At 65.2% G+C, this 24,941-nt stretch carries 23 protein-coding genes; 12 read left to right on the top strand and 11 right to left on the bottom strand.

Annotated elements, in window-relative coordinates:
• Positions 1-88 precede the first annotated feature (88 nt).
• Positions 89-325 (bottom strand): DUF1127 domain-containing protein, encoded by a 237-nt coding sequence (locus NLM27_RS06560; protein ID WP_254142577.1) that lies wholly within the window; start codon positions 323-325, stop codon positions 89-91.
• A 186-nt stretch (positions 326-511) separates the two neighbouring features.
• On the opposite strand from NLM27_RS06560, the gene NLM27_RS06555 reads away from it, so the two are divergent.
• Complete coding sequence (locus NLM27_RS06555) at positions 512-1,855, top strand: PLP-dependent aminotransferase family protein (protein ID WP_254142576.1); 1,344 nt, start codon at positions 512-514, stop codon at positions 1,853-1,855.
• A 70-nt stretch (positions 1,856-1,925) separates the two neighbouring features.
• Here the strand turns inward: NLM27_RS06555 and NLM27_RS06550 are convergent, their stop codons facing one another.
• Both NLM27_RS06550 and NLM27_RS06545 read right to left on the bottom strand, forming a co-directional pair.
• A complete protein-coding gene (locus NLM27_RS06550; RefSeq protein WP_254142575.1) occupies positions 1,926-2,525 on the bottom strand; it encodes a YdcF family protein in 600 nt (199 codons plus the stop codon).
• Positions 2,526-2,605: 80 nt separating this feature from the next.
• Positions 2,606-3,187 carry a hypothetical protein gene (locus NLM27_RS06545; protein WP_254142574.1) on the bottom strand — a complete coding sequence of 194 codons (582 nt, stop codon included), beginning with the start codon at positions 3,185-3,187 and terminating at the stop codon, positions 2,606-2,608.
• 65 nt (positions 3,188-3,252) lie between these two features.
• Here NLM27_RS06545 and NLM27_RS06540 point away from each other — a divergent pair, with 65 nt between their 5' ends.
• Positions 3,253-3,687 (top strand): hypothetical protein, encoded by a 435-nt coding sequence (locus NLM27_RS06540; RefSeq protein ID WP_254142573.1) that lies wholly within the window; start codon positions 3,253-3,255, stop codon positions 3,685-3,687.
• Between the two features lie 3 nt (positions 3,688-3,690).
• Here the strand turns inward: NLM27_RS06540 and NLM27_RS06535 are convergent, their stop codons facing one another.
• From NLM27_RS06535 to NLM27_RS06525, 3 genes are all read right to left on the bottom strand, one after another.
• On the bottom strand, positions 3,691-6,090 hold the full coding sequence (locus tag NLM27_RS06535; RefSeq protein ID WP_254142572.1) for an EAL domain-containing protein: 2,400 nt from the start codon (positions 6,088-6,090) through the stop codon (positions 3,691-3,693).
• Positions 6,091-6,208: 118 nt separating this feature from the next.
• Positions 6,209-7,618 carry an MFS transporter gene (locus NLM27_RS06530; RefSeq protein ID WP_254142571.1) on the bottom strand — a complete coding sequence of 470 codons (1,410 nt, stop codon included), beginning with the start codon at positions 7,616-7,618 and terminating at the stop codon, positions 6,209-6,211.
• Positions 7,619-7,778: 160 nt separating this feature from the next.
• Entirely contained in the window at positions 7,779-8,285 is a 507-nt protein-coding gene (locus NLM27_RS06525; RefSeq protein ID WP_254142570.1) for a ferritin-like domain-containing protein, read from the bottom strand.
• 424 nt (positions 8,286-8,709) lie between these two features.
• Between NLM27_RS06525 and NLM27_RS06520 the strand changes: the two genes are divergently transcribed.
• The 9 genes from NLM27_RS06520 to NLM27_RS06480 all read left to right on the top strand — a co-directional run bounded on the left by NLM27_RS06520 (position 8,710) and on the right by NLM27_RS06480 (position 20,786).
• The gene (locus NLM27_RS06520) at positions 8,710-9,792 is read left to right on the top strand and encodes a YbhN family protein (protein WP_254142569.1); all 1,083 of its coding nucleotides are present in this window, start codon (positions 8,710-8,712) and stop codon (positions 9,790-9,792) included.
• A gap of 92 nt (positions 9,793-9,884) precedes the next feature.
• The gene (locus tag NLM27_RS06515; protein ID WP_254142568.1) at positions 9,885-11,837 is read left to right on the top strand and encodes a hypothetical protein; all 1,953 of its coding nucleotides are present in this window, start codon (positions 9,885-9,887) and stop codon (positions 11,835-11,837) included.
• 419 nt (positions 11,838-12,256) lie between these two features.
• Complete coding sequence (locus tag NLM27_RS06510; RefSeq protein WP_254142567.1) at positions 12,257-13,609, top strand: MFS transporter; 1,353 nt, start codon at positions 12,257-12,259, stop codon at positions 13,607-13,609.
• A gap of 123 nt (positions 13,610-13,732) precedes the next feature.
• Positions 13,733-14,638, top strand: coding sequence for a LysR substrate-binding domain-containing protein (locus NLM27_RS06505; protein ID WP_254142566.1), 906 nt, complete (start codon positions 13,733-13,735; stop codon positions 14,636-14,638).
• Positions 14,639-14,767: 129 nt separating this feature from the next.
• The gene (kdgD, locus tag NLM27_RS06500) at positions 14,768-15,712 is read left to right on the top strand and encodes a 5-dehydro-4-deoxyglucarate dehydratase (RefSeq protein ID WP_254142565.1); all 945 of its coding nucleotides are present in this window, start codon (positions 14,768-14,770) and stop codon (positions 15,710-15,712) included.
• Between the two features lie 26 nt (positions 15,713-15,738).
• The gene (gene gudD / locus NLM27_RS06495) at positions 15,739-17,076 is read left to right on the top strand and encodes a glucarate dehydratase (RefSeq protein WP_254142564.1); all 1,338 of its coding nucleotides are present in this window, start codon (positions 15,739-15,741) and stop codon (positions 17,074-17,076) included.
• Between the two features lie 74 nt (positions 17,077-17,150).
• Positions 17,151-18,599, top strand: coding sequence for an aldehyde dehydrogenase family protein (locus tag NLM27_RS06490; protein ID WP_254142563.1), 1,449 nt, complete (start codon positions 17,151-17,153; stop codon positions 18,597-18,599).
• 149 nt (positions 18,600-18,748) lie between these two features.
• A complete protein-coding gene (gene garD, locus NLM27_RS06485) occupies positions 18,749-20,290 on the top strand; it encodes a galactarate dehydratase (RefSeq protein WP_254142562.1) in 1,542 nt (513 codons plus the stop codon).
• 226 nt (positions 20,291-20,516) lie between these two features.
• The gene (locus NLM27_RS06480) at positions 20,517-20,786 is read left to right on the top strand and encodes a hypothetical protein (RefSeq protein ID WP_254142561.1); all 270 of its coding nucleotides are present in this window, start codon (positions 20,517-20,519) and stop codon (positions 20,784-20,786) included.
• A gap of 57 nt (positions 20,787-20,843) precedes the next feature.
• Here NLM27_RS06480 and NLM27_RS06475 read toward each other — a convergent pair whose 3' ends face one another.
• The 3 genes from NLM27_RS06475 to NLM27_RS06465 form a co-directional block, all read right to left on the bottom strand.
• Positions 20,844-21,200: a hypothetical protein gene (locus NLM27_RS06475; RefSeq protein ID WP_254142560.1), complete on the bottom strand. Its 357-nt coding sequence runs from the start codon at positions 21,198-21,200 to the stop codon at positions 20,844-20,846.
• Positions 21,201-21,445: 245 nt separating this feature from the next.
• Positions 21,446-22,030 (bottom strand): DUF2147 domain-containing protein, encoded by a 585-nt coding sequence (locus NLM27_RS06470; protein ID WP_254142559.1) that lies wholly within the window; start codon positions 22,028-22,030, stop codon positions 21,446-21,448.
• Positions 22,031-22,153: 123 nt separating this feature from the next.
• Positions 22,154-23,182: an NAD(P)/FAD-dependent oxidoreductase gene (locus NLM27_RS06465; protein ID WP_254142558.1), complete on the bottom strand. Its 1,029-nt coding sequence runs from the start codon at positions 23,180-23,182 to the stop codon at positions 22,154-22,156.
• 182 nt (positions 23,183-23,364) lie between these two features.
• On the opposite strand from NLM27_RS06465, the gene NLM27_RS06460 reads away from it, so the two are divergent.
• Positions 23,365-23,832: a thioesterase family protein gene (locus tag NLM27_RS06460; protein ID WP_254142557.1), complete on the top strand. Its 468-nt coding sequence runs from the start codon at positions 23,365-23,367 to the stop codon at positions 23,830-23,832.
• 30 nt (positions 23,833-23,862) lie between these two features.
• Here NLM27_RS06460 and NLM27_RS06455 read toward each other — a convergent pair whose 3' ends face one another.
• The gene (locus NLM27_RS06455; RefSeq protein ID WP_254142556.1) at positions 23,863-24,183 is read right to left on the bottom strand and encodes a 2Fe-2S iron-sulfur cluster-binding protein; all 321 of its coding nucleotides are present in this window, start codon (positions 24,181-24,183) and stop codon (positions 23,863-23,865) included.
• Positions 24,184-24,347: 164 nt separating this feature from the next.
• Positions 24,348-24,722: an Hpt domain-containing protein gene (locus NLM27_RS06450; protein ID WP_254142555.1), complete on the bottom strand. Its 375-nt coding sequence runs from the start codon at positions 24,720-24,722 to the stop codon at positions 24,348-24,350.
• Positions 24,723-24,941 lie beyond the last annotated feature (219 nt).

Raw genomic sequence — 24,941 nt, 5'->3', positions numbered from 1 at the left:
GCAGCAGCGAGTGCCGCAGCTTGCTGGGTCCCGGCTCTGGGCAGCAGCGAAGGACGCTGCAGCGCGTCCGGGACACAGAGAAGCAAGCTCACAGATACCGCGACAGCTCGGCCTTGAACTGCCCGTACACCGCGTCCTCGATCTGGCTGCGATTGATCCCGATGTCGCGCAAGGCGCGGTCGTCGAGCTCGCTCAACGTCTTGACGGCGGAGCGGCGCTCGAGGCGGTCGAACAGCGCCTGGACGCCGTTGGCGAGCGCGCGGAAGAAACCGCTCGACGAGGAGGGGCGTAAACTCCGCCCGGCAGTTTGCGAGATCATGGTCATTTTTCTTCTCCGGCCTTGCGTCCCGCGCGGCGAAGCCGATGCCGTTGGCGCGGACGCTGTCAGCGCCTGCACCTCATTTGCCGTCGGATTGCACTCGCTCTCCTCGGCTCAATCGCGGAACTTGATGGAACTTGAATGCTCCAGTACACTCCTCGGAGCAAGGAAAACATTGCTCTCGGTGCAATAATGTCCAAGTTCGAGTACGTGAAGCTTGCCGATGCCATTGCCGTCGATATCGCTAACGGCACGTTAAGGCCCGGCGACCGGCTGCCGCCGCAGCGTAATTTTGCCTATGACCGTGGCATCGCGGTCTCGACCGCGAGCCGGGTTTATACGGAATTGCTCCGCCGCGGCCTCGTGGTCGGCGAGGTCGGCCGCGGCACCTTCATCTCCGGAGACATCAGGCGCGAGGTCGAGGCGTTGAGCGAGCCGCGCGATGCGCGGATCGATTTCGAGGTCAATTATCCGTTATTGCCGCAGCAATGGGCGATGATCGCCAAGAGCCTTGCGGGGCTCGAGCGCGTCGATGCGCTGGAATCCGCCCTGCGCGTCTCGACCAGTACCGGCACCAAGAGCGCGCGCAATGCGGCCGCCACCTATCTGTCGCGCAAGGATTTTGCGCCGCAGGCCGAGCAGATCGTCTTCACCGCCAATGGCAAGCAATCGCTCGCGGCCGCGCTCGCCGCGCTCGTTCCCACCGGCGGCCGCTGCGGCGTCGAGGCGCTGACCTATCCCTACGTCAAGAGCATTGCCGCGCGCTTAGGTGTGACGCTCGTTCCGATCCCGATGGACGAATTCGGCGCGCGGCCCGATGCGATCCAGAAGGCGCATCGCGAGGCGCATTTGTCAGCGCTGTATCTCCAGCCCATCATCCAGAACCCGCTCGGCGTCACCATGAACGCGACACGGCGCGCCGACATCATGCGCGTCGCCGAGAAGCTCGATCTCACCATCATCGAGGACGCCGTCTACGGCTTCCTCGCCGACGACACGCCGCTGGCGGCGCTCGCGCCGGATCGCTGCATCGTGCTCGACAGCCTGTCCAAGAAGGTCGCGCCGGGCCTTGCGCTCGGCATCCTCGTCGCGCCGCCTCACTTGCGCGAGAGCGTGATGAGCGCGGTCCGCACCGGCGGTTGGATCGCCTCGGGACACGCGCTGGCGTCCGGGCAGCGGCTGATGGCCGACGGCACCGTCGCCGAGCTGACACGCCTGAAACGCATCGACGCCGCACGCCGCCAGCAGACCGCGGCAAGGCTGCTCGCCGGCTACCAGCTCGCCGCCGACCCGCGCTCCTATCACCTTTGGCTGACGCTGCCGCCGCATTGGCGCTCGCAGACCTTCGTCGCGGCGGCAGCTAGGCGCGGCATCGCGCTGACGCCGTCCTCGACATTCGCGATCGCCCATGGTCATGCACCGAATGCGGTACGGCTCGCGCTCGCCCCGCCCTCGCCCGAGCAACTCGATTCGGGCCTGCGCACGATCGTGTCGCTGCTCGGCACCAAGGAAGAGGATTTTGATTCGACGGAGTAACCAGAGCGTTTTCGAGCGAAGTGGATACGGGTTCGCGTAAAGAAAACGCGTCAAGACGAGAATCGCTTTCTCAGGCCTCAGGCCATTGCGCGATGAAGCCCCTCGCCCTGTACGGCTCGATCTTGTTCCATTCGTGCAGGACCCGGCGGCGAAACTCGACATCCGTGTGCCAAAGCGCGCGCGGCGTTGCAAAGCTGTCGACGGTGAGCAGCATCTTGTCGACCTCCGGCCAGTGCCGATGCAACGTCATCGGGTAGCGGCGCGCGGTCCAGGTGTTGCCAAGGCAGATCACGCTCCGAATATTTCGCAGTCCGAGCGCCGCATCGATGATCGGCAGCGAGAAGATCACGTTCTCGCCGGTGTTCATCGCGCGATGCTCCTCGAGGATCAGGTCCGGCGGAATGCCGGCCGCGGCCATCGCCGCCTTGATGACAATGCACTCGGATTGCTCCGAGCCCGGCGTCACTCCGCCGCTGACAATTGACCAGCGGAAAAGCCCATCGCGCCACAGCCTCGCGGCGGTGTCGGCGCGCAAGCCGACGTCCTCGCGGGTGCCGAACATGAACAACAGGTCGGCCGGCCGGAGCGGCGTATCGATCAGATGCGTGCGGTTGATCTCGGCGATCTCATCCGCCGTAAGCTGACGCGTGGCGCGATCCATGGCTGACATGGCGGCACGATGCGACACCGGCACGGCAGCGCGAAGTCACGTTTGATTGCGGCGGATTGCAGCTAGGGCAGCAAGGCCTTTCAGGGCAACAAAGCCTTGGGCACACGATCAAAACTGTAGCTTTGCGGCTGGTTGCGCCGGACGAAGCCCCCGACCTGCCAGGCGAACAGCGCGGCAAAGCCGAGAATGAACAGCGCGCCGGCGAACTCGCCGATCACCAGCGCACGAATCAAGAGTCCCGTCATCGCCACCGTCAGCACCGCCAGGAAGGCCAGCACCGCCGCATAGGTCGCGCGGCCGAGGCCCGCGGTCAGCGTCGCCCGGCTGCCCGCCTGCGCCATCCGCGCATGCAATTCGACGATGAACGCGCGAAAGCCGTTGTCCTGCGGCGCCATCAGCGCCGCGGTCTGCCAGCTGGTCGACAGGATCGCGATGCGGCCGCCACCGGCGTGGCTGACATCGGCGCGAAAGCGGTGCTGCTGCATCGATACGGGGCGGAACGACAGCCGGATCGCGGAGATTTCGTCGTAACGCCACAGCCCCGAGCGCCCGGCGATGTGCCAGGAAAGCCCCGCCTCCGTCAGCTCGAAGCGGTGCGCCGAACCGATCAGCGACGCCTTGTAGGCATAGCTCGTGGCTGGCTCGGCATCCGAAACCTGCATCTCGACAATCAACCCCGTCCGCGATCCGCTTGCGCGATCGCCCTCGCCCATCCTACAAGCGGGGCATGGCTGAGACGACCTTTTTTCCGCGCCGCCTGATTCTCGGTGCCGCCGTGATTTCCGGCGTGCTGCTCGCGCTCGCCGTGCACATGCTGGGCGCGCGCTACGGGCTCGATCTCGGCGGCCTCTGGCGCTCCGACACGCACGAGTTCATGCCGGCCGGCGCCGCGATCGCCTGGTGGCTGATCGCGACCGTCGGCTTCTCCGGCGGCTATTTCACGGCGAGCTTAATGCAGAGCGCCGTCTCCGGGCAGATCCCGCAACGGATGCGGCAGTTCCTGATCGCGGTCGGCGTGCTGCTGCTTGCGGGCGCGGGCCAGGCGGCCGCGGCACCGAGCTCGATCCCGACCGTCTCGGTCGTCCTCGCCGGGCTCGCCGCGCTGTGCCTCGGCGCCGTGATGGCGTTCTGCGGCGCGCATTTCGCATTGCGCCGCGGCTAACCCTCAAGCAGAGGCGCGCAGCCGCGGGACTTCCAGCATCATCGCCACGTCGGAAGCGGGCCGCGGCTTGCTGAACAGATAGCCCTGCGCCTGGGTGCAACCCTCGCGCCGGAGCAGCTCAAGCTGCGCGTCGTTCTCGACACCTTCCGCGGTGGTGACGATGCCGAGGCTGCGGCCAAGGCCGGTCACGGCGCGGATGATCGCCATGGAATCCTCGCGCGTCGCCAGCTCCGACACGAACGAGCGATCGATCTTGATCTTGTCGAACGGGAAGCTTCGCAGATAGCTCAGCGACGAATAGCCGGTACCGAAATCGTCGAGCGAGATCCGCACGCCCATGGCGCGCAGCTCGTGCAGGGTGGTCAGCGTCGCCTCGCTGTTCTGGAGCAGCACCGATTCGGTGATCTCGAGCTCGAGGCGGCGCGCATCGAGTCCCGAGGCCGCCAGCGCCTCGGTCACGGATGCGATCAGGTTCGGGCTCTTGAACTGCACCGGTGACAGATTGACGGCGACGTCGACATCGTCGGGCCAGGTCGCTGCGTCGGTGCAGGCACAGCGCAGCACGAACTCGCCGAGCTGGACGATGAGTCCGGTTTCCTCGGCCACCGGAATGAAGTTGATCGGCGCGATCAGCCCGCGCTGCGGATGGTTCCAGCGCAGCAGCGCCTCGAAGGCGACGACGCGGCCGCTCGCGACGTCGCGGATCGGCTGATAGTAAGCTTCGAACTCGTCGCGCTGCAGCGCCGCGCGCAGATCCATTTCCAGGAGGCGCCGCGCCTGCGCGCGCGCATCCATGCCGGTCTCGAAGAAGCGATAGGTGCCACGGCCGTCCGCCTTGGCGCGGTAGAGCGCGAGGTCTGCGTTCTTCAACAGCTCGTCCGGATTGATCCCGTCCTGCGGCGACAACGAAATGCCGATCGAGACGCCGATCACGATCTGATGGTCGTCGATCTCGTAAGGCGCCGAGATCACCTCGACGAGGCGGCCGGCAAGAGCCCTCGCTGCGGTTTCCTCGGAACGTCCGATCTGAACCACCGCGAACTCATCACCGCCGAGCCGTGCCACGGTATCGTGTTCGCCGACCGTCGTCTTCAACCTGCGGCCGACCTCCTTGAGCAGCGCATCGCCGATGGGGTGGCCGAGCGAGTCGTTGATGTCCTTGAAGTGATCGAGATCGAGACAAAGCACCGCGAGCTGGTCGCCCGACCTGGTGCGGCGCAGTCCCTGCTCGAGCTGTTCGTGGAACAGCACCCGGTTCGGCAGGCTGGTCAGCGCGTCATGGCGGGCCATGTGCGAGATCTTGGCCTGCGCCTCCAGCCATTCGGTGATGTCCTCGAAGGTCGCGACCCAGCCGCCGCCCTGCATCGGCTGGTTGACGACCCGGATGGAGCGCCCGAACCGGTTGACGACGTCGGTCGTGGTGCGGCCCTCGCGCGCGTCGACCACGAGACGGGCGAAGAATTCATCGGCGTCGCCCTGCCATTGGCCCTTGGCCTGCTCTTCCCTGAGCACGTCGACCAGCCGGCGACCGGTGAGCAGGATGTCGGTGCGACGGAGCATCGCGGCATAGCGCTCGTTGAACAGGATGATCTTGCCGTCCGCATCGAACATGCACAGCCCCTGCGACATGTTCTCCAGCGCGCTGTCCAACACGATCTGCTGGCGGCCCAATTCGCCCTTGGCGCGGCGGTCGAGCAGCGCGGCAACGAGCGCAATCGCGATGATCGCGACCGCGGCGCTGGCGGTGAGGAAGGACAGCGAAGCCGGCGGGATGGAGAGCCCGCTGATCGCAAGCGTCGGATCCGGCGTCAGCAGCACCGCGCCCATCGCGGTGAAATGATGCGCGACGATGGCAACCGTCAGCAGGGTGGTCGCCGTCAGCGCGTGGGAGAGGTCGTCGCGCCGGGCGGCGATGAACAATGCGCATGCCGCAAAGACGATTCCGAACAGCACCGAGGCGGCAACCGTGCTTCCGATCCAGTGCACCTGTGCCGGCACTTCCAGCGCCGCCATGCCGGTGTAATGCATCGCCGCGACACCCGTGCCGACGATGGCGCCGCCCAGCACGATCCACACCGGGCGCGAGGACGATACCGCGATGCTCAGCCCCACGAAGGTCACGGAGATCGCAAGGATCAACGAGAGGATCGTCACCGGGATGTTGTAGGCGCCGGTCCCGCCCGGGCCGTAGGCGAGCATCGCGATAAAATGCGTCGCCCAGATGCCGCATCCGCTGACGGCGGCGTCCAGGGCGATCCAGGCCAGGCGCCCGGGACCGTGCGCCGCGCGTGCGCGCTGAAACAGGCTGATCGCCGCCGCGCTGGCGAGCAGACACACTGCGCCGCCAAGCGCGACGAGGCGCCAATCATGCTCATCGGTGAGACAGTAGAGAACTTGATACATTGCCGGCCCCTATCGACCGGCACTTGACCCGACAGAGATGGACGATCGGTAACCAGCTACAAACCCGTTCCGGGAATGGTGAATGGGAGATGTGTGCGTTCGCTCACATTCACCTTGTTCATCCTCGTGCCGGCGCGCCGAGGCCGATCACACCGGCGGCGAGCAGCAAAACGGCCGCCGAAATGGCCAGCGCCAGATGCAGGCCCGGCATGAACGCACGGTCCGACGCCACCAGGGAGCCGAACAGGGCAACGCCGAGCACACTGCCGGTCTGCCGCGTCGCGTTCAGCACGCCGGCCGCTATGCCGGAACGCGTCTTCTCGACGCTGCCGAGCAGGGTCGACGTCAGAGGCGGCACCAGGAGGCCGAGCCCGCCGCTGATCGCGATCATCTGCGCGCAGATCGCCCAATAGCTCGTCCCGGCTTCGATCCAGAGCAGGCCGAGGCAGCCGAGGGCCGATATGCAGGCCCCGACGACGATGGTCCGGCACCGGCCGATGCGCTCAGCCAGGCGCGGGGCCAGCAGATTGACCGGCAGCACCGCCGCCATCATCGGCACGAAGGCAAGCCCGGTCCACCACGCCGACAGCCCGTTGACCCTCTGGAAGTAAAGGCTGAGCACGAAGATCAGGCCGTAAATGGCGATGTTCACGAGCAGCCCCACGAGCGAGGTCAGCGTGAACAGCCGGTGGCCGAACAACGACAGCGGCAGCATTGGCTGCGCCGCGCGGCTCTCGCGCCAAACGAAGAGCCCGGCGAGAACGGCCGCCCCGACAAAGGCTGCGATCACGGCAGGATGGTCCCACCCCAGTGCACCGCCTTCGATGATGGCGCCGGCGAGCGCGCCCAGCGCACCGATCGCGGCCAGCTGGCCGGGCAGATCGATCTCGCGCGAGCGGGCCCGCGTGGTCTCGCTGGCATAGCGCCAGCTCAGCCACAGGCCGGCGAGCCCGATCGGCAGATTGACCAGGAAGATCGCACGCCAGCCGACCAGCGTGATCAGCGCGCCGCCGACGAAGGGGCCGGCGGTGAGCGCAAGGCTCGCGCCTGCGGCCCAGACCGCGACGGCGCGGCCACGCTCGCGGTCGTCCGCATAGGCATGATTGAGCAACGCAAGGGAATTCGGCACCAGGATCGCCGCTGCCAGGCCCTGGACCAGCCGCGCGGCGATCAGCACGACCGCATTGGGCGACAGCGCACAGGCGAGCGAGGCTGCGGTGAAGATGGCGAACCCCGCCATGAAGACGCGCTTGGCGCCGATCCGGTCGCCGAGAGCACCGGCCGTCAGGATGAAGGCGGCAAACGCGATGGTGTAGGCGCTGACAACCCATTGCAGTTCGGCGATGCCGCCGCCGAGCGCCTTGCCCATCGCATCGAGCGCGGTGTTGACGATCGTGACGTCGAGCTGCACCACGCCATAGCCGAGGCTCATCGCGGCCAGCGTAAGCGAGGTTCCAAGACGCGAGCCGGCGCGCGGCGCGCCGGCTCGATCGTCGAAGGCTTCATATTTGATGGTATCGGCTCGCATGCAGCACCTCGATTGCAGCCCCATGCGAAATATACTCATCCGGCCCGCCGTCATGTTTCGACAAAGGCCGAATGATGATTACGAAGGCTCTGGGCATGACGGCAGAAAGAGAAAACGCCGCGCGGACCACTGCGCGGCGTCTTCTTGGCTTGGCTTTGCCTTAGCTCGCTGCGCGCAGGTTCACCTTGCTCTCGGCGAGTGTCGTCAGCTTCTTGTCGGTCGCCTTCTCTTCCTCCAGCGTCTTCGCAAGCACGGTGGCGCAGTCGTTGCGGCCGAGCTGCTTGGCCCAGGCGATCAGGCTGCCGTAGCGGACGATCTCGTAATGTTCAGCGGCCTGGGCCGCATTGATCAGCGCCGCGTCGAGCACAGCCTTGTCGGCGACCTCGCCGGCGGTCTCGTCGGCTTCCTCGATGATGCCGTCGATGGCCGGGCAATCCACCGCCTTCGCGGCGACGCCATGCATCTTGAACACTTCCTCCAGCCGCGCGACATGCTGCTTGGTTTCTTCGAGGTGCGTCAAAAAGCCCTGTTTCAGCTGCGGATCGGTGGCCTTGCTTGCCATCTTCGGCAGCGCCTTGGTGAGCTGCTGCTCGGCATAATAGATGTCTTGAAGCTGGTGCACGAACAGGTCGTTCATGGTTTTGATGTCTTTTGTGAACAGTCCCATCGTTCCGGTCCTCTCGGTTTCGGGAACACGACGTCATCGGCCCGCACAAAAGGCCGCATATTTCGCCATGTTCGATTGTTGATGGGGCGCTAACGGGCACGCTACATCGACGTTCCAAAAAAGTGCGGATCGCTTGCGCTGGAACAATGCTGGCGACGCCAGAATTTGACACCATGTCAACGCGTCGGCGCCATCTGAGCCGCTCATACGACTCATATGCTTAACGCATGTCCGATGTGAACGACGTATGACAAAAGTGGGCGGCCCAGCGCAGAACCTCCCATTGTCAAGGGCTGCACAAGTCGCTGTTTTTGCCTTAAATGAACTTGATCATGTCTAGCGATCGACGCCTGCCTTTGGCCGTCATCGCACCCGATCGGCCGATGCCTGGCTGGATCGGTCTTGCCCCCCGCCGGGAGGATGAATGCACGGACTGCTGACCGCGCTGAAACGCGGCTTTAATAGATGGATCGGCTGGCGACGGCTCGGCATTGCCGCGAGCGTGTTCATCATCGCCTTCGCGATCATCACTCTGGTGCGGACCCTCAAGGGCATCGATACCGGGGTTATCCTGACCGCGCTGACCGAGATTCCCCGTGGGAATATCGGGCTGGCGGCGATCTGCGTCGTCTTCGCGTTCTGCACGCTGACTTTCTACGACTTTTTTGCACTGCGAACGATCGGCAAGAAGCACGTGCCCTATCGCATCGCAGCGCTGTCCAGCTTCACGTCCTATTCGATCGGCCACAACATCGGCGCGACGGTCTTCACCGGCGGCGCGATCCGTTTCCGGATCTATTCGGATTACGGGCTGAACGCGATCGACGTCGCGAAAATCTGCTTCCTGTCGGGCCTGACCTTCTGGCTCGGTAACATCTTCGTGCTCTCGATCGGCATGGCCATCCATCCGGATGCGGCGTCCGCGATGGATCAGCTCCCGTCGTCGCTCAACCGGCTGATCGCGCTCGGCGGCCTCGCCTCGATCGGCGCCTATCTGGTCTGGCTCTGCATGGGCGAGAAGCGCCGCGAGCTCGGCCAGAAAGGCTGGAAGGTGGTGCTGCCCTCCGCGCCGCTGACGCTGGTGCAGATCCTGATCGGCGTCGTCGACCTCGGCTTCTGCGCCACCGCGATGTACCTTTTGATGCCGGCCAATCCGCCGATCGACTTCATGTCGCTCGCCGTGGTGTTCATCCTGGCGACGCTGCTCGGCTTTGCCAGTCACGCGCCCGGCTCGATCGGCGTGTTCGATGTCGCCATGCTTGTCGCGCTGCCCGAATTCGGCCGCGAGCAGCTTCTGGCCACACTGCTGGTGTTCCGCATTCTCTACTTCGTGATCCCATTCGGCCTCGCGATCTCCATCATGGGCACGCGCGAGCTCTGGACGAATGTGGTTGCGCCGTGGCAGGAGCGGCGACGGCTGGCGGAGGCCTGCGCCCAGGCCAACCTGCCCAAGCAGGTGGCCGCGATGGAGCGCGAACGGGCGCTGCGGCAGGCCGGCAAGCGGTAGGGCGGAGCCACAAGACCGTCAGACAAAGGTTGCGGGCGGGGGAGCAATCCTCTCTTATTTCCGCCTCAACTTTGCCGTTGAACACGCGGGCCATGATCCCTTTCCCCTTTCGCACCCTTTCCGCAGGCGCTCTGCTGCTTGCCGGGATTCTGACCGCGTTGGCGCCCGAGCGGGCCGCCGCGCAGGACGCCGGCGCCATGCAGATCAGTTGGGAGGTACGCAACCGCTTCCGATTGTTCCGCGAGGAGCGCGATTTCCTGCTCCATGTCGAGAACGCGCGCAACCGCAGCATCCTGGCGGCCGAGCAGTCGCTGGAGCTCCAGAGCGAGGGTCGCGGCTGGGCCCGCAACATGGTCAACCGGCTCTGCATCGACCTTCAGGGCCGGGTCAACCAGCCCTGCACCCGCGATAACGTCAAGGAAAACTACATCACCCCGATCGACCACCCCGTCACGGTGCGCCTCTCCGGCGCAGTGCCGGTCGGCGCCACCTGCGCCTGGTCGTTCGACGACGGCGACGGGCCGCAAGCCTCGACCTTCGATTGCGCCGAGCCGGTCAATTTGCGCGTCCGTTACGGCAAGCAGACGGTCGCGACCGTCGACGTCTCCTCCGGCTCGGATCCGACCCAGCGGATCCAGACCGAGATCCAGGTCCGTGACATCTTCGTCGCTGGCCTGGGAGACAGCATCGCGTCCGGCGAAGGCAATCCCGACCGGCCGCTGGCGCTGTCGGACGAAGGTTTTTGCTTCCGCTCCTATCTCGGCACCGCCGGCGCGCAGTACTACCGGCCGAGCCGCGCCGGCTTCAAGGGCGGCCGTGCCTGCGAGGCGCCGGATACACTCGCCAACTGGCAACGCTACAGCGCCCTCTGGTTCAACGCGCCCTGCCACCGCTCGCTCTACAGCTATCAGGCCCGCACCGCGCTGGCGCTCGCGGTGCGCTACACCCACATCGCCGTGACCTTCCTGCCGCTCGCCTGCACCGGCGCCAGCATCGGCGACGGGCTGCTCGGCTCGCAGCGCGCCCGCGAATGCCCGCCAGGCAAGACCGGCGTCTGCAACACCAGCGTGGCCGCGCAGGTCGCCGAGCTGCGCGAGGCGCTCACCGCAGCGAAGAAACGTCAACCTGATCGCACGCTCGATCTGGTGCTGCTTTCGGTCGGCGCCAACGACGTCTACTTCTCCGGTCTCGTCGCCGACGTCATCGTCGACACCGCGACCGAGCGCGCGCTGTTCCGCCGCTCCGGCGTGATGGCCAGCGTCGACGATTCCCGCGATGCGCTGGCGCGCGAGCTGCCGCAGAACTTCGTCAAGCTGCGCGAGGCGCTGAAGCCACTGGTCGGCGGCGACCTCTCACACGTGGTCTATGTCTCCTATGCCAATCCGGCGCTCGCCGATGGCGGCGTGCCCTGCCGCGGCGGCCGCGCCGGCTTCGACATCCATCCGTCCTTCAATGCCGACCCGCAGCGCCTCGCCCGTGTCTCGACCTTCGTCGACACCGAATTCCTGCCGCAGCTGAAGGGGCTCGCCACCTGCACCCGCGGTGCACTGTGCCGCGATCCGGAGGCGGACCGCATGACCTTCGTCGACACGCACCAGGCGGCGTTCGCCGACCACGGTTTCTGCGCTCACTCGGGCAACGATCCCGAATTCGACCGCACCTGCTTTGCCGAGAACGGCCAGAGCTTCAATCCCGACATCGTGACGGCGGCGAGCCAGCCGATGCTGTGCGGCCGCGGCGCCTCGGAATACCGCGCCTACCTGCCGCGTGCGCGCTGGATCCGCGATGCCAACGACAGCTATTTTGCTGCGATGACCTATCCGCAAGGCCTGCCAGCCGCGAGCCAGCCGACCGACATTCATGATGCGACCTGGGGCGTGCTCTCCGCCGTCTATGGCGGCGCCGTGCATCCGAGCGCCGAAGGCCACGCCGCGATGGCGGATGCCGCGCTGCCGGCCGCAAGCGCGGTGCTCGGCCTCGATACCGTTCCGCCAGGCGTGACGCGCGGACTATTGGCGCCGCTGTTGGGCGGCGCGCAGCAGTAGAAGAGAGAGCGAGCTCTCTCCACACCGTCATTGCGAGCGCAGCGAAGCAATCCAGCGTCCCTCCGCGGAAAGATTCTGGATTGCTTCGCTGCGCTCGCAATGACGATTGGGGTTTGCACTTTCCACACTCTCGGTGTCCTCGCCCGGCTTGACCGGGCGATCCAGTACTCCGTGACAGCAGTGATTGAATCGAGACGCCGCGGTGTACTGGATTCCCCGCTTTCGCGGGGAATGACAATTGAGTGCGTGGGGCTAGCTTGCTCACGCATTCGCCATCACCACGTATCGTTCCCCGCACTCGCCGTTCCATCAATCCAAAAACGGCATCGATCGATACTCCCTTGAACTTGGACACTTTGCCGCGCGCGCCTCTAGGAGTCGCTTCGAGGGAAACGTTTCGAGTTCTAAGGAGGCGCGTGATGAGCGCAGTGGTGTCCGCAGCGGATGTGAGGAGGTCTCGCGTCAGGCTGCTCATCGTGACCATGTTGTTCCTGGTCACCACGGTGAACTATGCCGACCGCGCCACGCTGTCGATCGCAGGCCCCGCGCTCTCCAAGGAGCTGCATCTCGATCCCGTCGCCATGGGCTACATCTTCTCGGCCTTCGGCTGGTCCTATGTGATCGCGCAGGTGCCGGGCGGCTGGCTGCTCGACCGCTACGGCTCGCGCCTCGTCTACGCCTTCAGCATCATCGTCTGGTCGATGTTCACGATGATGCAGGGCTGGGTCGGCTTCTTCAGCGCCGGCACCGCCATCCTCGTGCTGTTCGCACTCCGCTTCCTGGTCGGCATCGCCGAAGCGCCCTCCTTTCCCGCCAACGCCCGCATCGTCGCGGCCTGGTTTCCAGGCAATGAGCGCGGCACCGCGTCGGCCTTCTTCAACTCGGGACAGTATTTCGCGACCGTGATCTTCGCGCCGCTGATGGGCTGGATCGCCCACGCTTATGGCTGGCGCTTCGTGTTCTTCGTGATGGGTGCGCTCGGCGTCGTCATGGGCCTCGTCTGGATCAAGACCATCTACGGTCCGAAAGAGCACCCCGGCATCAACGACGCCGAGTTCGACTACATCAAGGAGGGCGGCGCGCTGGTCGATCTCGACGCGCCCAAGGACGATTTGAAGCAGGAGCGTGCGCCTCAATCCGGCTCCGGCTGGGACCACATCCGCCAGCTGCTCTCCAACCGCATGATGCTCGGCGTCTATCTCGGCCAGTACTGCATCAACACGCTGACCTATTTCTTCCTGACCTGGTTTCCGGTCTACCTGGTCAAGGAGCGCGGGCTGTCGATCCTGCAAGCCGGCTTCGTCGCGACGCTGCCCGCGCTGTGCGGCTTCATCGGCGGCGTGCTCGGCGGCGTCATCTCCGACGCGATCCTGCGCAGCACGGGCTCGCTGACCATGGCGCGCAAGATCCCGATCGTGGGCGGCATGCTGCTATCGATGTCGATCATTGCCTGCAATTATGTCGACGGACAGGCGCTGGTGGTGGGCTTCATGGCGCTCGCCTTCTTCGGCAAGGGCATCGGCGCGCTCGGCTGGGCGGTCGTCTCCGACACCTCGCCGAAGGAAGCCGGCGGCGTCTCCGGCGGCCTGTTCAACACCTTCGGCAACCTCTCCTCGATCACCACGCCGATCGTGATCGGCTACATCCTGGCCGCGACCGGCTCCTTCAACGGCGCGCTGGTGTTCGTCGGCCTCAACGCGCTGGTGGCGGCCTTCGCCTACCTCGTCATCGTCGGCAAGATCGAGCGGGTGACGCTCAAACGTTCCTCCTGAGGGCTCACATGGGAGCTTGACCAGGCAACTCAACGGCGGCTCGAAAAGCCGCCGTCTTTGTTTTGGGGGTGATCGATGCTAGAAGTGCCGGGGAAACGCCTTATCCATCTAAGGCATGTATCGATGTTCGACCTCAACCAGCTCCGCTGTTTCGTCACGGTGGCGGAGGAACTGCATTTCGGCCGCGCCGCCGCGCGGCTGAACATGACCCAACCGCCGCTGTCCCGGCAGATCCAGGTGCTCGAGCACATCATCGACGCGCCGCTTCTGGAGCGGACCAGCCGCTCGGTGCGCCTGACGCCCGCGGGGCGCAGCTTCCTGCCGGAGGCACGGCGGATCCTCAAGCTTGCGGAAAGCGCCTCGCAGGTCGCCCGCCGCATTGCGCTCGGCAAGACCGGCTCGGTGAAGATCGGTTTCACTGCCGCCGCGGCTTACGGCTTCCTGCCTGAGCTCGTCGCCGCCTGCCGCGCGAAATTGCCCGAGGTCGATTTCTCGCTGAAGGAGATGGTGTCTGGCGACCAGTTCGAGGCGCTGACCTCGGGCCAGATCGACGCCGGCCTGCTGAGGCCGCCGATCGCGCGTCCCGAGCTTGCCAGCCGCCGCGTCGTCGCCGAGCCCCTGCTCGCGGCGATCCCCAAGAAGCATCCGCTGGCGAGCGCCGACAGCATCACCATCAAGGATTTCGACGACCAGCCCTTCGTGATGTATTCGCCTTATGAAAGCCGCTACTTCCACGACCTCCTCGTGGCCTTGTTCACGCGCGCCGACGTGCTGCCGCGCTATGTCCAGCATCTCAGCCAGATCCACTCGATTCTCGCCATGGTCCGCGCCGGCCTCGGCCTTGCCATCGTGCCCGCCGCGGCGGCGAGCCTGAAGATAGCGGACGTCCGGCTGCGGCCGCTGAGGTTGCGCACACGAGTCCCCGTCGAGTTGTTCATGGTCTGGCGCCGCGACGACGAGAATCCGCTGCTGTCGGCCCTCATCAAAATCGCCGGTGAATTGTCCTCCGCGGAGATAGCGGAAGATTGATGCTCAATCTGCATCGGTCGATATAGGCTTTGGCTTGGACGCGCATCGAACGGTCTCCTAAACCACGGTGCATGGACGCGCAGGCTTCAGCTCGCGTCCTCCACAACACGCAAGAAGGGAGCCGCGCCCATGAGCAAGATGACCCCGCACGAGATGGCCCAGAAGATCGGATCGGGCCTCCTGTCCTTCCCCGTCACGCCGTTCAGGGCGGATTACTCCCTCGACGAGACGACCTATCGCGCCAACATGGACTGGCTGTGCGGCTATGACGTCGCCGGCCTGTTCGCCGCCGGCGGCACCGGCGAGTTCTTCTCGCTGACGCCGACCGAGGTTCCGCAGGTCGTCAAGATCGCCGTCGAGGAGACCAAGGGCCGCGTGCCCGTGCTCGCCGGCACCGGCTACGGCACCGCGATCGCCCGCGAGATCGCTGTTGGCGCCGAGAAGGCCGGCGCCGACGGCCTGTTGCTGCTACCGCCCTATCTCACCCATGCCGAGCAGGACGGCCTTGCAGCCCATGTCGAGGCGGTCTGCGCCTCGGTCAAGATCGGCGTCATCGTCTACAACCGCGACAACGCCATCCTCCAGCCCGACACCCTCGCCCGCCTCGCCGAGCGTTGCCCCAACCTCGTCGGCTACAAGGACGGCATCGGCGACATCGAGCTGATGACCCGCGTCTACACCAAGCTCGGCGACCGCCTGACCTATATCGGCGGCCTGCCGACCGCCGAGACTTTTGCGCTGCCCTATCTCGACATGGGCGTCACGACCTATTCCTCGGCCGTGTTCAACTTCGTTCCGGAGTTCGCCACCAACTTCTACGCCGCGGTGCGCAAGCGCGACCACGAGACCATCCACGCCGGCCTGAAGAACTTCATCCTGCCGCTGATCGCGATCCGCAACCGCAAGAAGGGCTATGCGGTCTCGATCATCAAGGCCGGTATGAAGGTGATCGGCCGCGATTCCGGCCCGGTCCGTCCGCCGCTGACCGATCTCACCGAGCAGGAGATCGCGGAACTGACCGCGCTGGTGAAGAATCTGCCCGCCATCCGGTCGTCACAACAGGCTGCAGAATAACAAAACGCAACAGGGAGGAGCGTGCAATGGTGGAAGTTTCCGGCGCACCGGTCGTCACGGCGATGCAGGTGATCCCGGTCGCGGGCCGCGACAGCATGCTCCTCAATCTGAGCGGCGCGCATGCGCCGTTCTTCACCCGCAACATCGTCATCCTCACCGACAATGCCGGTCACACCGGCGTCGGCGAGGTCCCGGGCGGGCAGAAGATCTGGCAGACGCTGCAGGACGCCCGCGATCTCGTGATCGGCAAGACCGTCGGCGCGATGAACAACATCCTCGCCGACGTCCGCACGGCCTTCGCCGACCGCGACGCCGGCGGGCGCGGCAAGCAGACCTTTGACCTCCGCGTGATGATCCACGCGGTCACGGCGATCGAATCCGCGCTGCTCGATTTGCTCGGTCAGCATCTCGACCTGCCGGTCGCCGCGCTGCTCGGCGAGGGCCAGCAGCGCAAGAGCGTCGAGACGCTCGGCTATCTCTTCTTCGTCGGCGATATCAGCACGTCGAAGCTCGACTATGTCAGCGGCGAGTCCGGCAAGGCGGAATGGTTCAACCTGCGCCACCAGGAAGCGATGACGCCCGAGACCGTGGTGCGGCTCGCGGAAGCCACCCACGACCATTACGGTTTCGCCGATTTCAAGCTCAAGGGCGGCGTGCTGCGCGGCGAGCAGGAGATCGAGGCCGTCACCGCGATTGCCAAGCGCTTCCCGAACGCGCGCGTCACGCTCGACCCCAACGGCGCATGGTCGCTCGAGGAAGCTGTCAACCTCTGCAAGGACATGCACGGCATCCTCGCCTATGCCGAGGACCCCTGCGGCGCCGAGGCCGGCTTCTCCGGCCGCGAGATCATGGCCGAGTTCCGCCGCGCGACGGGCCTACCCACGGCGACCAACATGATCGCGACCGACTGGCGCCAGCTCGCCCATGCGCTGCGCCTGGGCGCGGTGGACATTCCGCTGGCCGATCCCCATTTCTGGACCATGCAGGGCTCGGTGCGCGTCGCCCAGACCTGCCGCGACAACGGCCTGACCTGGGGCTCGCACTCCAACAACCATTTCGACATTTCGCTCGCCATGTTCACCCATGTCGGCGCCGCTGCACCCGGCAAGGTTACCGCGATCGACACCCACTGGATCTGGCAGGACGGCCAGGCTCTGACCAAGGAGCCGCTCCAGATCAAGGGCGGCAAGATTGCCGTCCCCGACAGGCCGGGCCTGGGTATCGAAATCGACAAGGCGGCCATCGACGCTGCGCATGGCCTTTACAAGCAGCATGGACTTGGCGCACGCGATGACGCTACTGCCATGCAGGACCTGATCCCCGGCTGGACCTTCGACGACAAGAGTCCCTGCCTCGTGCGGTAAGCTTTCAGGCATGATCCCGGAAAAGCGGGCACCGGTTTTCCGATAGGATCATGCCTCTTGATAAGGAGGAAACGATGACTGCGATCCTTAAGAACTTCATCGGCGGCGAATGGGTCGACGGCTCCGGCGTCACCAGGAACATCAACCCCTCCAACACCAACGACCTCGTCGGCGAATACGCCAAGGCCGACAAGGCGCAGACCGAGAAGGCGATCGCCGCCGCGAAGGCCGCCTTCCCGGCCTGGGCGCAATCGACGCCTCAAGCGCGCTACGACGCCTTGAACAAGATTTCTCTCGAGATCCTCTCCCGCAAGGAAGAGCTCGGCCGCCTGCTCGCGCGCGAGGAAGGCAAGACGCTGCCGGAGGGCATCGGCGAGGTCGCACGCGCCGGCCAGATTTTTGCGTTCTTCGCCGGTGAAGCGCTGCGGCTGATCGGTGAGAAGGGTGCCTCCGTCCGTCCCGGGCTCGACGTCGAGCTCACGCGCGAGCCGATGGGCGTTGTCGGCATGATCACGCCCTGGAATTTCCCGATCGCGATCCCCGCCTGGAAGATCGCGCCCGCGCTCTGCTACGGCAACACCGTGGTGTTCAAGCCGGCTGAGCTGGTGCCGGGCTCCGCGCATGCGCTGTCCGAGATCATCACCCGCTCCGGCATCCCCGCCGGCGTGTTCAACCTCGTGGTCGGCTCCGGCTCCGTCGTCGGCCAGACCCTGCTTGACCACCCGGATGTCGCCGCGATCTCCTTCACCGGCTCGGTGCAGACCGGCCGCAAGATCGCGCAGGCCTGCGTGCTGTCGAACCCGATGAAGAAGTTCCAGCTCGAGATGGGCGGCAAGAACCCGCTGGTCGTGCTCGACGACGCGGATCTCAAGACCGCCGTCGAGGTCGCCGTCAACGGCGCCTATTTCTCGACCGGCCAGCGCTGCACCGCCTCCTCCCGCCTGATCGTCACCGAAGGCATCCATGATCGCTTCGTCGCGGCCATGGCCGAGCGCCTCAAGGGCCTGTCGGTGGACGACGCGCTCAAGGCCGGCGTGCATATCGGCCCGGTCGTCGACCAGAGCCAGCTCGACCAGGACCTGCGCTACATCAAGATCGGCCAGGACGAGGGCGCCAAGCTCGCCTGGGGTGGCGAGCTCCTCAAGCGCGAGACGCCCGGCCATTATCTCCAGCCGGCGCTGTTCACCGAAGCCAACAACAACATGCGCATCGCGCGTGAAGAAATCTTCGGACCCGTCGCCGCCGTCATTCGCGCCAAGAACTACGAGGAGGCGCTGGCGATCTCCAACGACACCGAGTTCGGCCTTGCTTCCGGCATCTGCACCACCAGCCTGAAATACGCCTCGCACTACAAGCGCAACAGCGAGTCCGGCATGGTCATGGTCAACCTGCCGACCGCCGGCGTCGACTATCACGTGCCGTTCGGCGGCCGGAAGGGTTCGAGCTACGGCGCCCGCGAGCAGGGTTCCTACGCGCGCGAGTTCTACACCACGGTGAAAACGGCTTATACGTTCCCCGGCTAACCACGGGTAGATACCGTAGGGTGGGCAAAGCGAAGCGTGCCCACCGCTTATGCTCGGTGTGAAGATGGTGGGCACGGCGCGTTGCGCCTTTGCCCACCCTACGATTTCAGTTTCTGCGCTAACCCACCCTACAAATCCCGGAGTCCTCAATGGACCAGGACGTCGCAGCGAAAGAGCAGCCCCGCTACATCAAGCTCAACGAGCGCGACAATGTCGCGATCGTGGTCAACGATTTCGGGCTTCCCGCCGGCTCCCGCTTTGCCTGCGGACTGACGCTGCGCGCCTTCGTGCCGCAAGGGCACAAGACCGCGCTGATCGACATCGCGCAGGATCAGCCGATCATCCGCTATGGCGAGGTGATCGGCTACGCGCTCTCGCCGATCCAGGCCGGCGAATGGGTGGACGAGGCACGCATCCGCATGCCGGAGGCCCCTGCCCTCGACAAGCTCGAGATTTCGACCGCCGTCCCCGCCCCGCTGCCGCCGCTCGAAGGTTTCACCTTCGAGGGCTACCGCAATCTGGACGGCTCGGTCGGCACCAAGAATATCCTCGGCATCTCCTCCTCCGTGCAATGCGTCAAGGGCACGATGGAATATGCGGTGAAGCGCATCCGCGCCGAGCTGCTGCCGAAGTACCCGAACGTCGACGACGTCGTGCCGCTGACGCACGCCTATGGCTGCGGCGTCGCCATCACCGCGCCTGATGCGGTCGTGCCGATCCGCACGCTGCAGAACATCGCGCTCAACCCGAATTTCGGCGGCGAGATCCTGGTCGTCGGTCTCGGCTGCGAGAAGCTTGCGCCCGAGCGGCTGGTGCCGGAAGGCGTCAGCGATGCCATCGTGCGCATGCAGGACGAGGCCTTCGACGGCTTTGGCGCGATCGTCGACGCCATCATGACCCAGGCCGAGGCGCGGCTGAAGGTGCTCAACACCCGCAAGCGCGAGACGTGCCCGGCTTCCGATCTCGTCATCGGCCTGCAATGCGGCGGCAGCGATGCCTTCTCCGGCGTCACCGCCAATCCCGCCGTCGGTTTTGCCGCGGACCTCCTGGTGCGCGCTGGCGCCACCGTGATGTTTTCTGAAGTCACCGAAGTGCGCGACGCCATCCAGCTGCTCACGCGACGCGCGATCAACGAAGATGTCGGCCGCGCGCTGGTGCGCGAGATGGCCTGGTACGATTCCTATCTGGCCCGCGGCGGCGCCGACCGCAGCGCCAACACCACGCCCGGCAACAAGAAGGGCGGCCTCGCCAACATCGTCGAGAAGTCGTTGGGCTCGATCGTCAAGTCCGGATCAAGCGCCATCACCGGCGTGCTCTCGCCCGGCGAGAAGGCGACGCAGAAGGGCATGCTGTTTGCAGCGACGCCCGCGTCAGACTTCATCTGCGGCACGCTCCAGCTGGCCTCCGGCATGACGCTGCAGGTATTCACCACCGGCCGCGGCACGCCCTATGGTCTTGCAGCTGCGCCCGTGATCAAGGTCGCGACCCGCAGCGAACTCGCCCGGCGCTGGAAGGACCTGATCGACTTCGACGCCGGCCGCATCGCCACCGGCGAGAAGACCATCGAGGAGACCGGCTGGGACCTGTTCCGCCTGATCCTCGACGTCGCCAGCGGCCGCACGAAGCCGTGGTCGGATCGTTGGGGCATCCACAACGATCTCACGCTGTTCAATCCGGCGCCCGTGACCTGAGGGCGGCAAGCAGGCGGATCGGCAGGAGCGCCAAGCGAAGCGCATCGGTTCGTCCGCGAAACCGTCCGGAAATATTGGCACGAAAAATTTCGCCTTCGTTTCGTCCTTTCGCATCAAGCAACCAATATGTTCGCCGAAGGCGATGCGAATGTTCGTGCACGAGCGAACCTGCTGCGGCATCGACGCGACCAAACCTCCGATTGACATTTTCAACGGAGATTTTCCAATGCGTATTCTTTCGATGTTTGCCGTTGCCGGCGCCATGATCGCGAGCTCGGCCGGCGCGTTCGCCAGCGAGCTTCCCTCTTACGAAGTGACCTCGTTTCCGATCTCGACGACGCAAGTGCAGGTGCTCGGCGGCGCCGGCGTCGAGGAGCAGTCGGTCGCGCCCGCGATGATCGTCGCCGGCATGCCCGCCTCGCCCGTGCAGGTCTCGGTGCTGTCGCCGCGCGTCAAGCGGCTCGCAAGCGCGGGCTCGGAAAGCGAAGCGCGCTAAGCCACGTCTTGTCATTCCGGCTTCGGCGCTCCGCGCCGACCGGAATGACATGCGCATTCATGTCATGCTGCCCGGCATGAAGCAGCGCACGCGCGGATGGCCGTCGACATAGTGCTTCCACACCATGGTTCGGCCGATCTTGTTCGGCTCGGTGATGACGGCGCCGTCGGGCACCACGACCCATTCGTTGTCCAGGCGCACGCGGTAGCCGCCGCGATCGGACTCCCAATCGACATCGGCAATGACGTAGCCGTCGGCGTCCGAGCAGCACTGCCCGTATTGGCTGTGCAAGCTTTCGAACCAGGGTTTTAACGGCGAGTTGGCGAAGCGCCCGTCGTCGCGCGCCAGCGCCGATGTCGCCACGAGCGCCGTCAGGGCCAGCAATGGCGCCGCACACAATCTTGCAAGTCGCATATCGTCTCCGCGGATCGAAATGATCGCCGCGAGGGACAACGGGCGCCGTCCGCCTTCCGCGGCTCGGCGAAAGGCTTGAAGGACAGCGACTCATCCCCCAGCGGCTTTGCGGATAGCTATGCAAATCCGGCGCCAGCATGCATTCCGGGCAACTACTGGAGCGGGCGCGCGGCGGGTTCGTCTTTCGGTGGATATGGCCGCCGGAGCTACAGTCGATCAGGCGGCACAGTGCGCGACGTCAGACCTTATTGCTTGGGCGCCGGCGCCATCATTGCGCCGCCCTTCTTCGCAGGTGCCGGCTTCGCGACGGCGGCCTGGGCGGGGAGATATTTGGCGACGATGGCGGGATCGACCTGGGCGATGTTGGCATCCGGCAGGCGCGTCCAGGCCTCGTCCTTGCCGAGCAGCGAGATGCCGAGATAGCCGCGCAGCGTCAGGGTCTGGCCATCCGGGCTGACCTTCATGTTGGCCTTCCAGATCTGGCCGTCGCGCGGATTGAGCACATTGCCGCCTTCGTACTTCAGACCTTCGCGCTTCATGTTGCGGACGAAGGAGATGCCGAGCACCGGCGCGTTCTTGCGATCGTCCGTGCACTTGCTGCAGACCTCGTTCGGATCGTCGCCGGGCCGCGGGAACGTCTTTGCGATCACGCCTTCATACACGCCGTTGCGGTCGACGAAGAGGAACCATCCGACCGTCTTGCCGTCTTCGACCTTCTGCCAGAGACCCGCCGCCGTGGGCTCCGCGGTTTGCGCCACAGACGGCGTCACCGCGACCAGCGACAGCGCAAGAAAAGGAAGCAGCCGAAAGCTGGAAAAAAGAGTCCGCATCATCATCACCTTGCTGAGCCAATCACCCTGCCAAGCCACTATCGCAATGGCCGCAGACTACGGCGATTTCGCGAACGGTTCCAGCTCCAGAAACATGGGGCATCGCCTCCCCTCCTGGCGCCGTCAGTTGACACCGAGCTTCTTTTGCAGGCTGGAGGACGAGGTCGTGTACTGGAACACCAGCCGCTTCTCCGGATAGACGTAGCGATGGGCTTTTTGCGACATCAGCGCGCCCTCGTGGAAGCCGCAAAGGATCAACTTGATCTTGCCGGGATAGGTGTTGATGTCGCCGATCGCGAAGATGCCGGGTACGTTGGTCTCGAACGCCGACGTCTCGACCGGCACGAGATTGTTCTCCAGCGCAATGCCCCAGTTCGCCACGGGGCCGAGCTTCATGGTCAGCCCGAAGAACGGCAGCATGGTGTCGCAGGAGATTTCGGTCAGGGCGTTGTCGTTGCCCTTGATCGTGGCGCCGGCGAGCTTGCCGTCCGCGCCCGCCAGCGCGGTGACCTGGCCGAGCCTCAGATCCATCTTGCCGCCGGCGACCAGCGCGCGCATCTGCTCGACGCTGTGGGGCGCGGCGCGAAACTCGTCGCGCCGATGCAGCAGCGTGATGCGCTTGGCGAGCGGATGCAGGTTGAGCGTCCAGTCGAGCGCGGAATCGCCGCCGCCGACGATCAGCACGTTCTTGTCGCGGAACGTCTCCATCTTGCGCACGGCGTAGTGTACCGAAGTGCCTTCATAGGCCTCGATCCCCGGCACCGGCGGACGCTTGGGCTGGAACGAGCCGCCGCCGGCCGCGATCACCACCACCTTGCATTCGAACACCTTGCCGGCATCGGTGGTGCAGCGAAAGCCGGGATCGCCGATCTTCTCCACCGTCTCGACCATCTCGCCGAGATGGAAGGTCGGATGAAACGGCTTGATCTGCTCCATCAGCGCGTCGGTCAGCCCCTGGCCGGAGACGTGCGGAATGCCGGGAATGTCGTAGATCGGTTTTTCCGGATAGAGCTCGGCGCACTGGCCGCCGACCTTGTCGAGGATGTCGACGAAATGCGCCTTCATGTCGAGAAGGCCAAGCTCGAAGGCGGCGAACAGACCGCAGGGGCCGGCGCCAATAATCAGCACATCGGTTTTGATCACGTCGCTCATGTCGTCTCTTTATCGGTCGTTATCGGTTGGACGGCGCCCTTTGGGCCGAGGTGACCCTGCCTGTCTAGCCAACGGGGATGGATCAGGGAAGGCATAAAAGCGGGAGCGCCCCGCGGCCGTACCCTCTTGCCGGGTCAAAACAACTGGGCTGTAACGGGCGAAGATATGACGGAGATCAATCGGTGAACGCACCAAGCCGCCTCGATACGACGCCGCGCCTGGAAGACTATCCCTATCGCCTCGGTGACAACGTCCGCTTCGGCGATCTCGACCCCAACCAGCACGTCAACAACGCCGTCTATGCCACCTATTTCGAGACCGGCCGGGTCACGCTGATGAAGCTCCCGGAATACGGGCTGACGCCGCCAGGTCTTGCCTGGATCATGGTGCGGCTCGACATCCATTTCCGCGCCGAGTTGCACTGGCCGAACACGATCGAGCTCGGGCTCGGCGTGGTGAAGCTCGGACGAACGTCGGTGACCTTCGAGCAGGTCGTGTTCTCGCAAGGAAAGTGCATCGCGTCGGCGACGTCCGTCGGCGTGATGATCGACGAAGCGTCGCGGCGGCCGACGCCGCTCACTGCGGACGTGATCGCGAAGCTGAGACCCTGGCACAAGCGGGGCATCGAGGTCGCGCCGCCCGGTACGTAGTTCGATCGAGACGGATCGGGCTTATGACGATCAGGCCTGGCGTTCCGGCGTCGCCACAACCAGCCCGTCGAGCTCGTCGGAGACCTTGATCTGGCAGGACAGGCGCGAGTTCGGGCGTACGTCGAAGCCGAAGTCGAGCATGTCCTCTTCCATCGGCGTCGGGCTGCCGACCTTCTCGCGCCAGGCTTCGTCGACATAGACATGGCAGGTTGCACAGGCACAGGCGCCGCCGCATTCGGCCTCGACGCCGGGAATGCTGTTGCGGATCGCGGCTTCCATCACGGTTGCGCCGTTCTCGATTTCCACCGTGCGGGTTTCGCCCTTGTGGTCGACAAAGTGAATCTTGGCCATGTGTGCTCGTACTGCCGCGGTGCTGGGAATGAAGGAGGGTCCGGGCTGTCCTATAACGGGTCGGTCAGCCCGGCGCCATAGCGTTTTGAAGCGATGTAAATCCCGCTTTGCGGCAAGAAAACGCGTCAAAACAAGAGACTAGAGTCCGGCTTCACCCTCGAGCCTCAAGACTTCAGGATCGCCTCGATGGCGGCGCGGGCCTCGGTCACCGCCTCTTTCAGCGCGGCGAAGGCGTGGGGCCGGCCATGGCCGGTCCGGATCGCGCTCTCCAGATGAGCGGCGGCATCGGCCACTGCAAAGGCGCCGATCCCGCGAGCCGAACCCTTGAGCTTGTGGGCGAGTGCGCCGGCATCAGTCGGCAGCGCCGCCATCGCCGCGATCAGGCGGACTGCCTGCTCCGCGAACATAGCCAGCACTTCCTGTTCCAGCTGGGCATCGCCGAGCGTCATCCGGGAGAGGTGATCGAGGTCGAGCGGGCTGTCGACGGGCGCAAGCGGGGGCGAGGGCATCCAGTCCATCCGTTGCAGTTCAGGCGTCATGACCCAGGCCCCGGCATAGCGCGATCCCGCCGGTCCGGCGGTCAGGTTCCTCCCACCCAAGCATGGAAATGGTTAACGAAATGTTTGGGCTGGTTTACGCAATTCCGCCGGTTTGTTGACTAAAAGTTGCCGCAATCAGCCGAGTTCCGTGGAGAATTGCATTTATTGCTAAGGCGTTACGGCCCGATCCTGTTAACGATGATTAAGATTGTCTTAATC

Source organism: Bradyrhizobium sp. CCGB12, assembly GCF_024199845.1.
In the GTDB taxonomy this organism is placed as follows: domain Bacteria; phylum Pseudomonadota; class Alphaproteobacteria; order Rhizobiales; family Xanthobacteraceae; genus Bradyrhizobium.
Note: the sequence above shows the minus strand (reverse complement) of the source record. Positions and strands in the feature narration are given on the sequence as shown.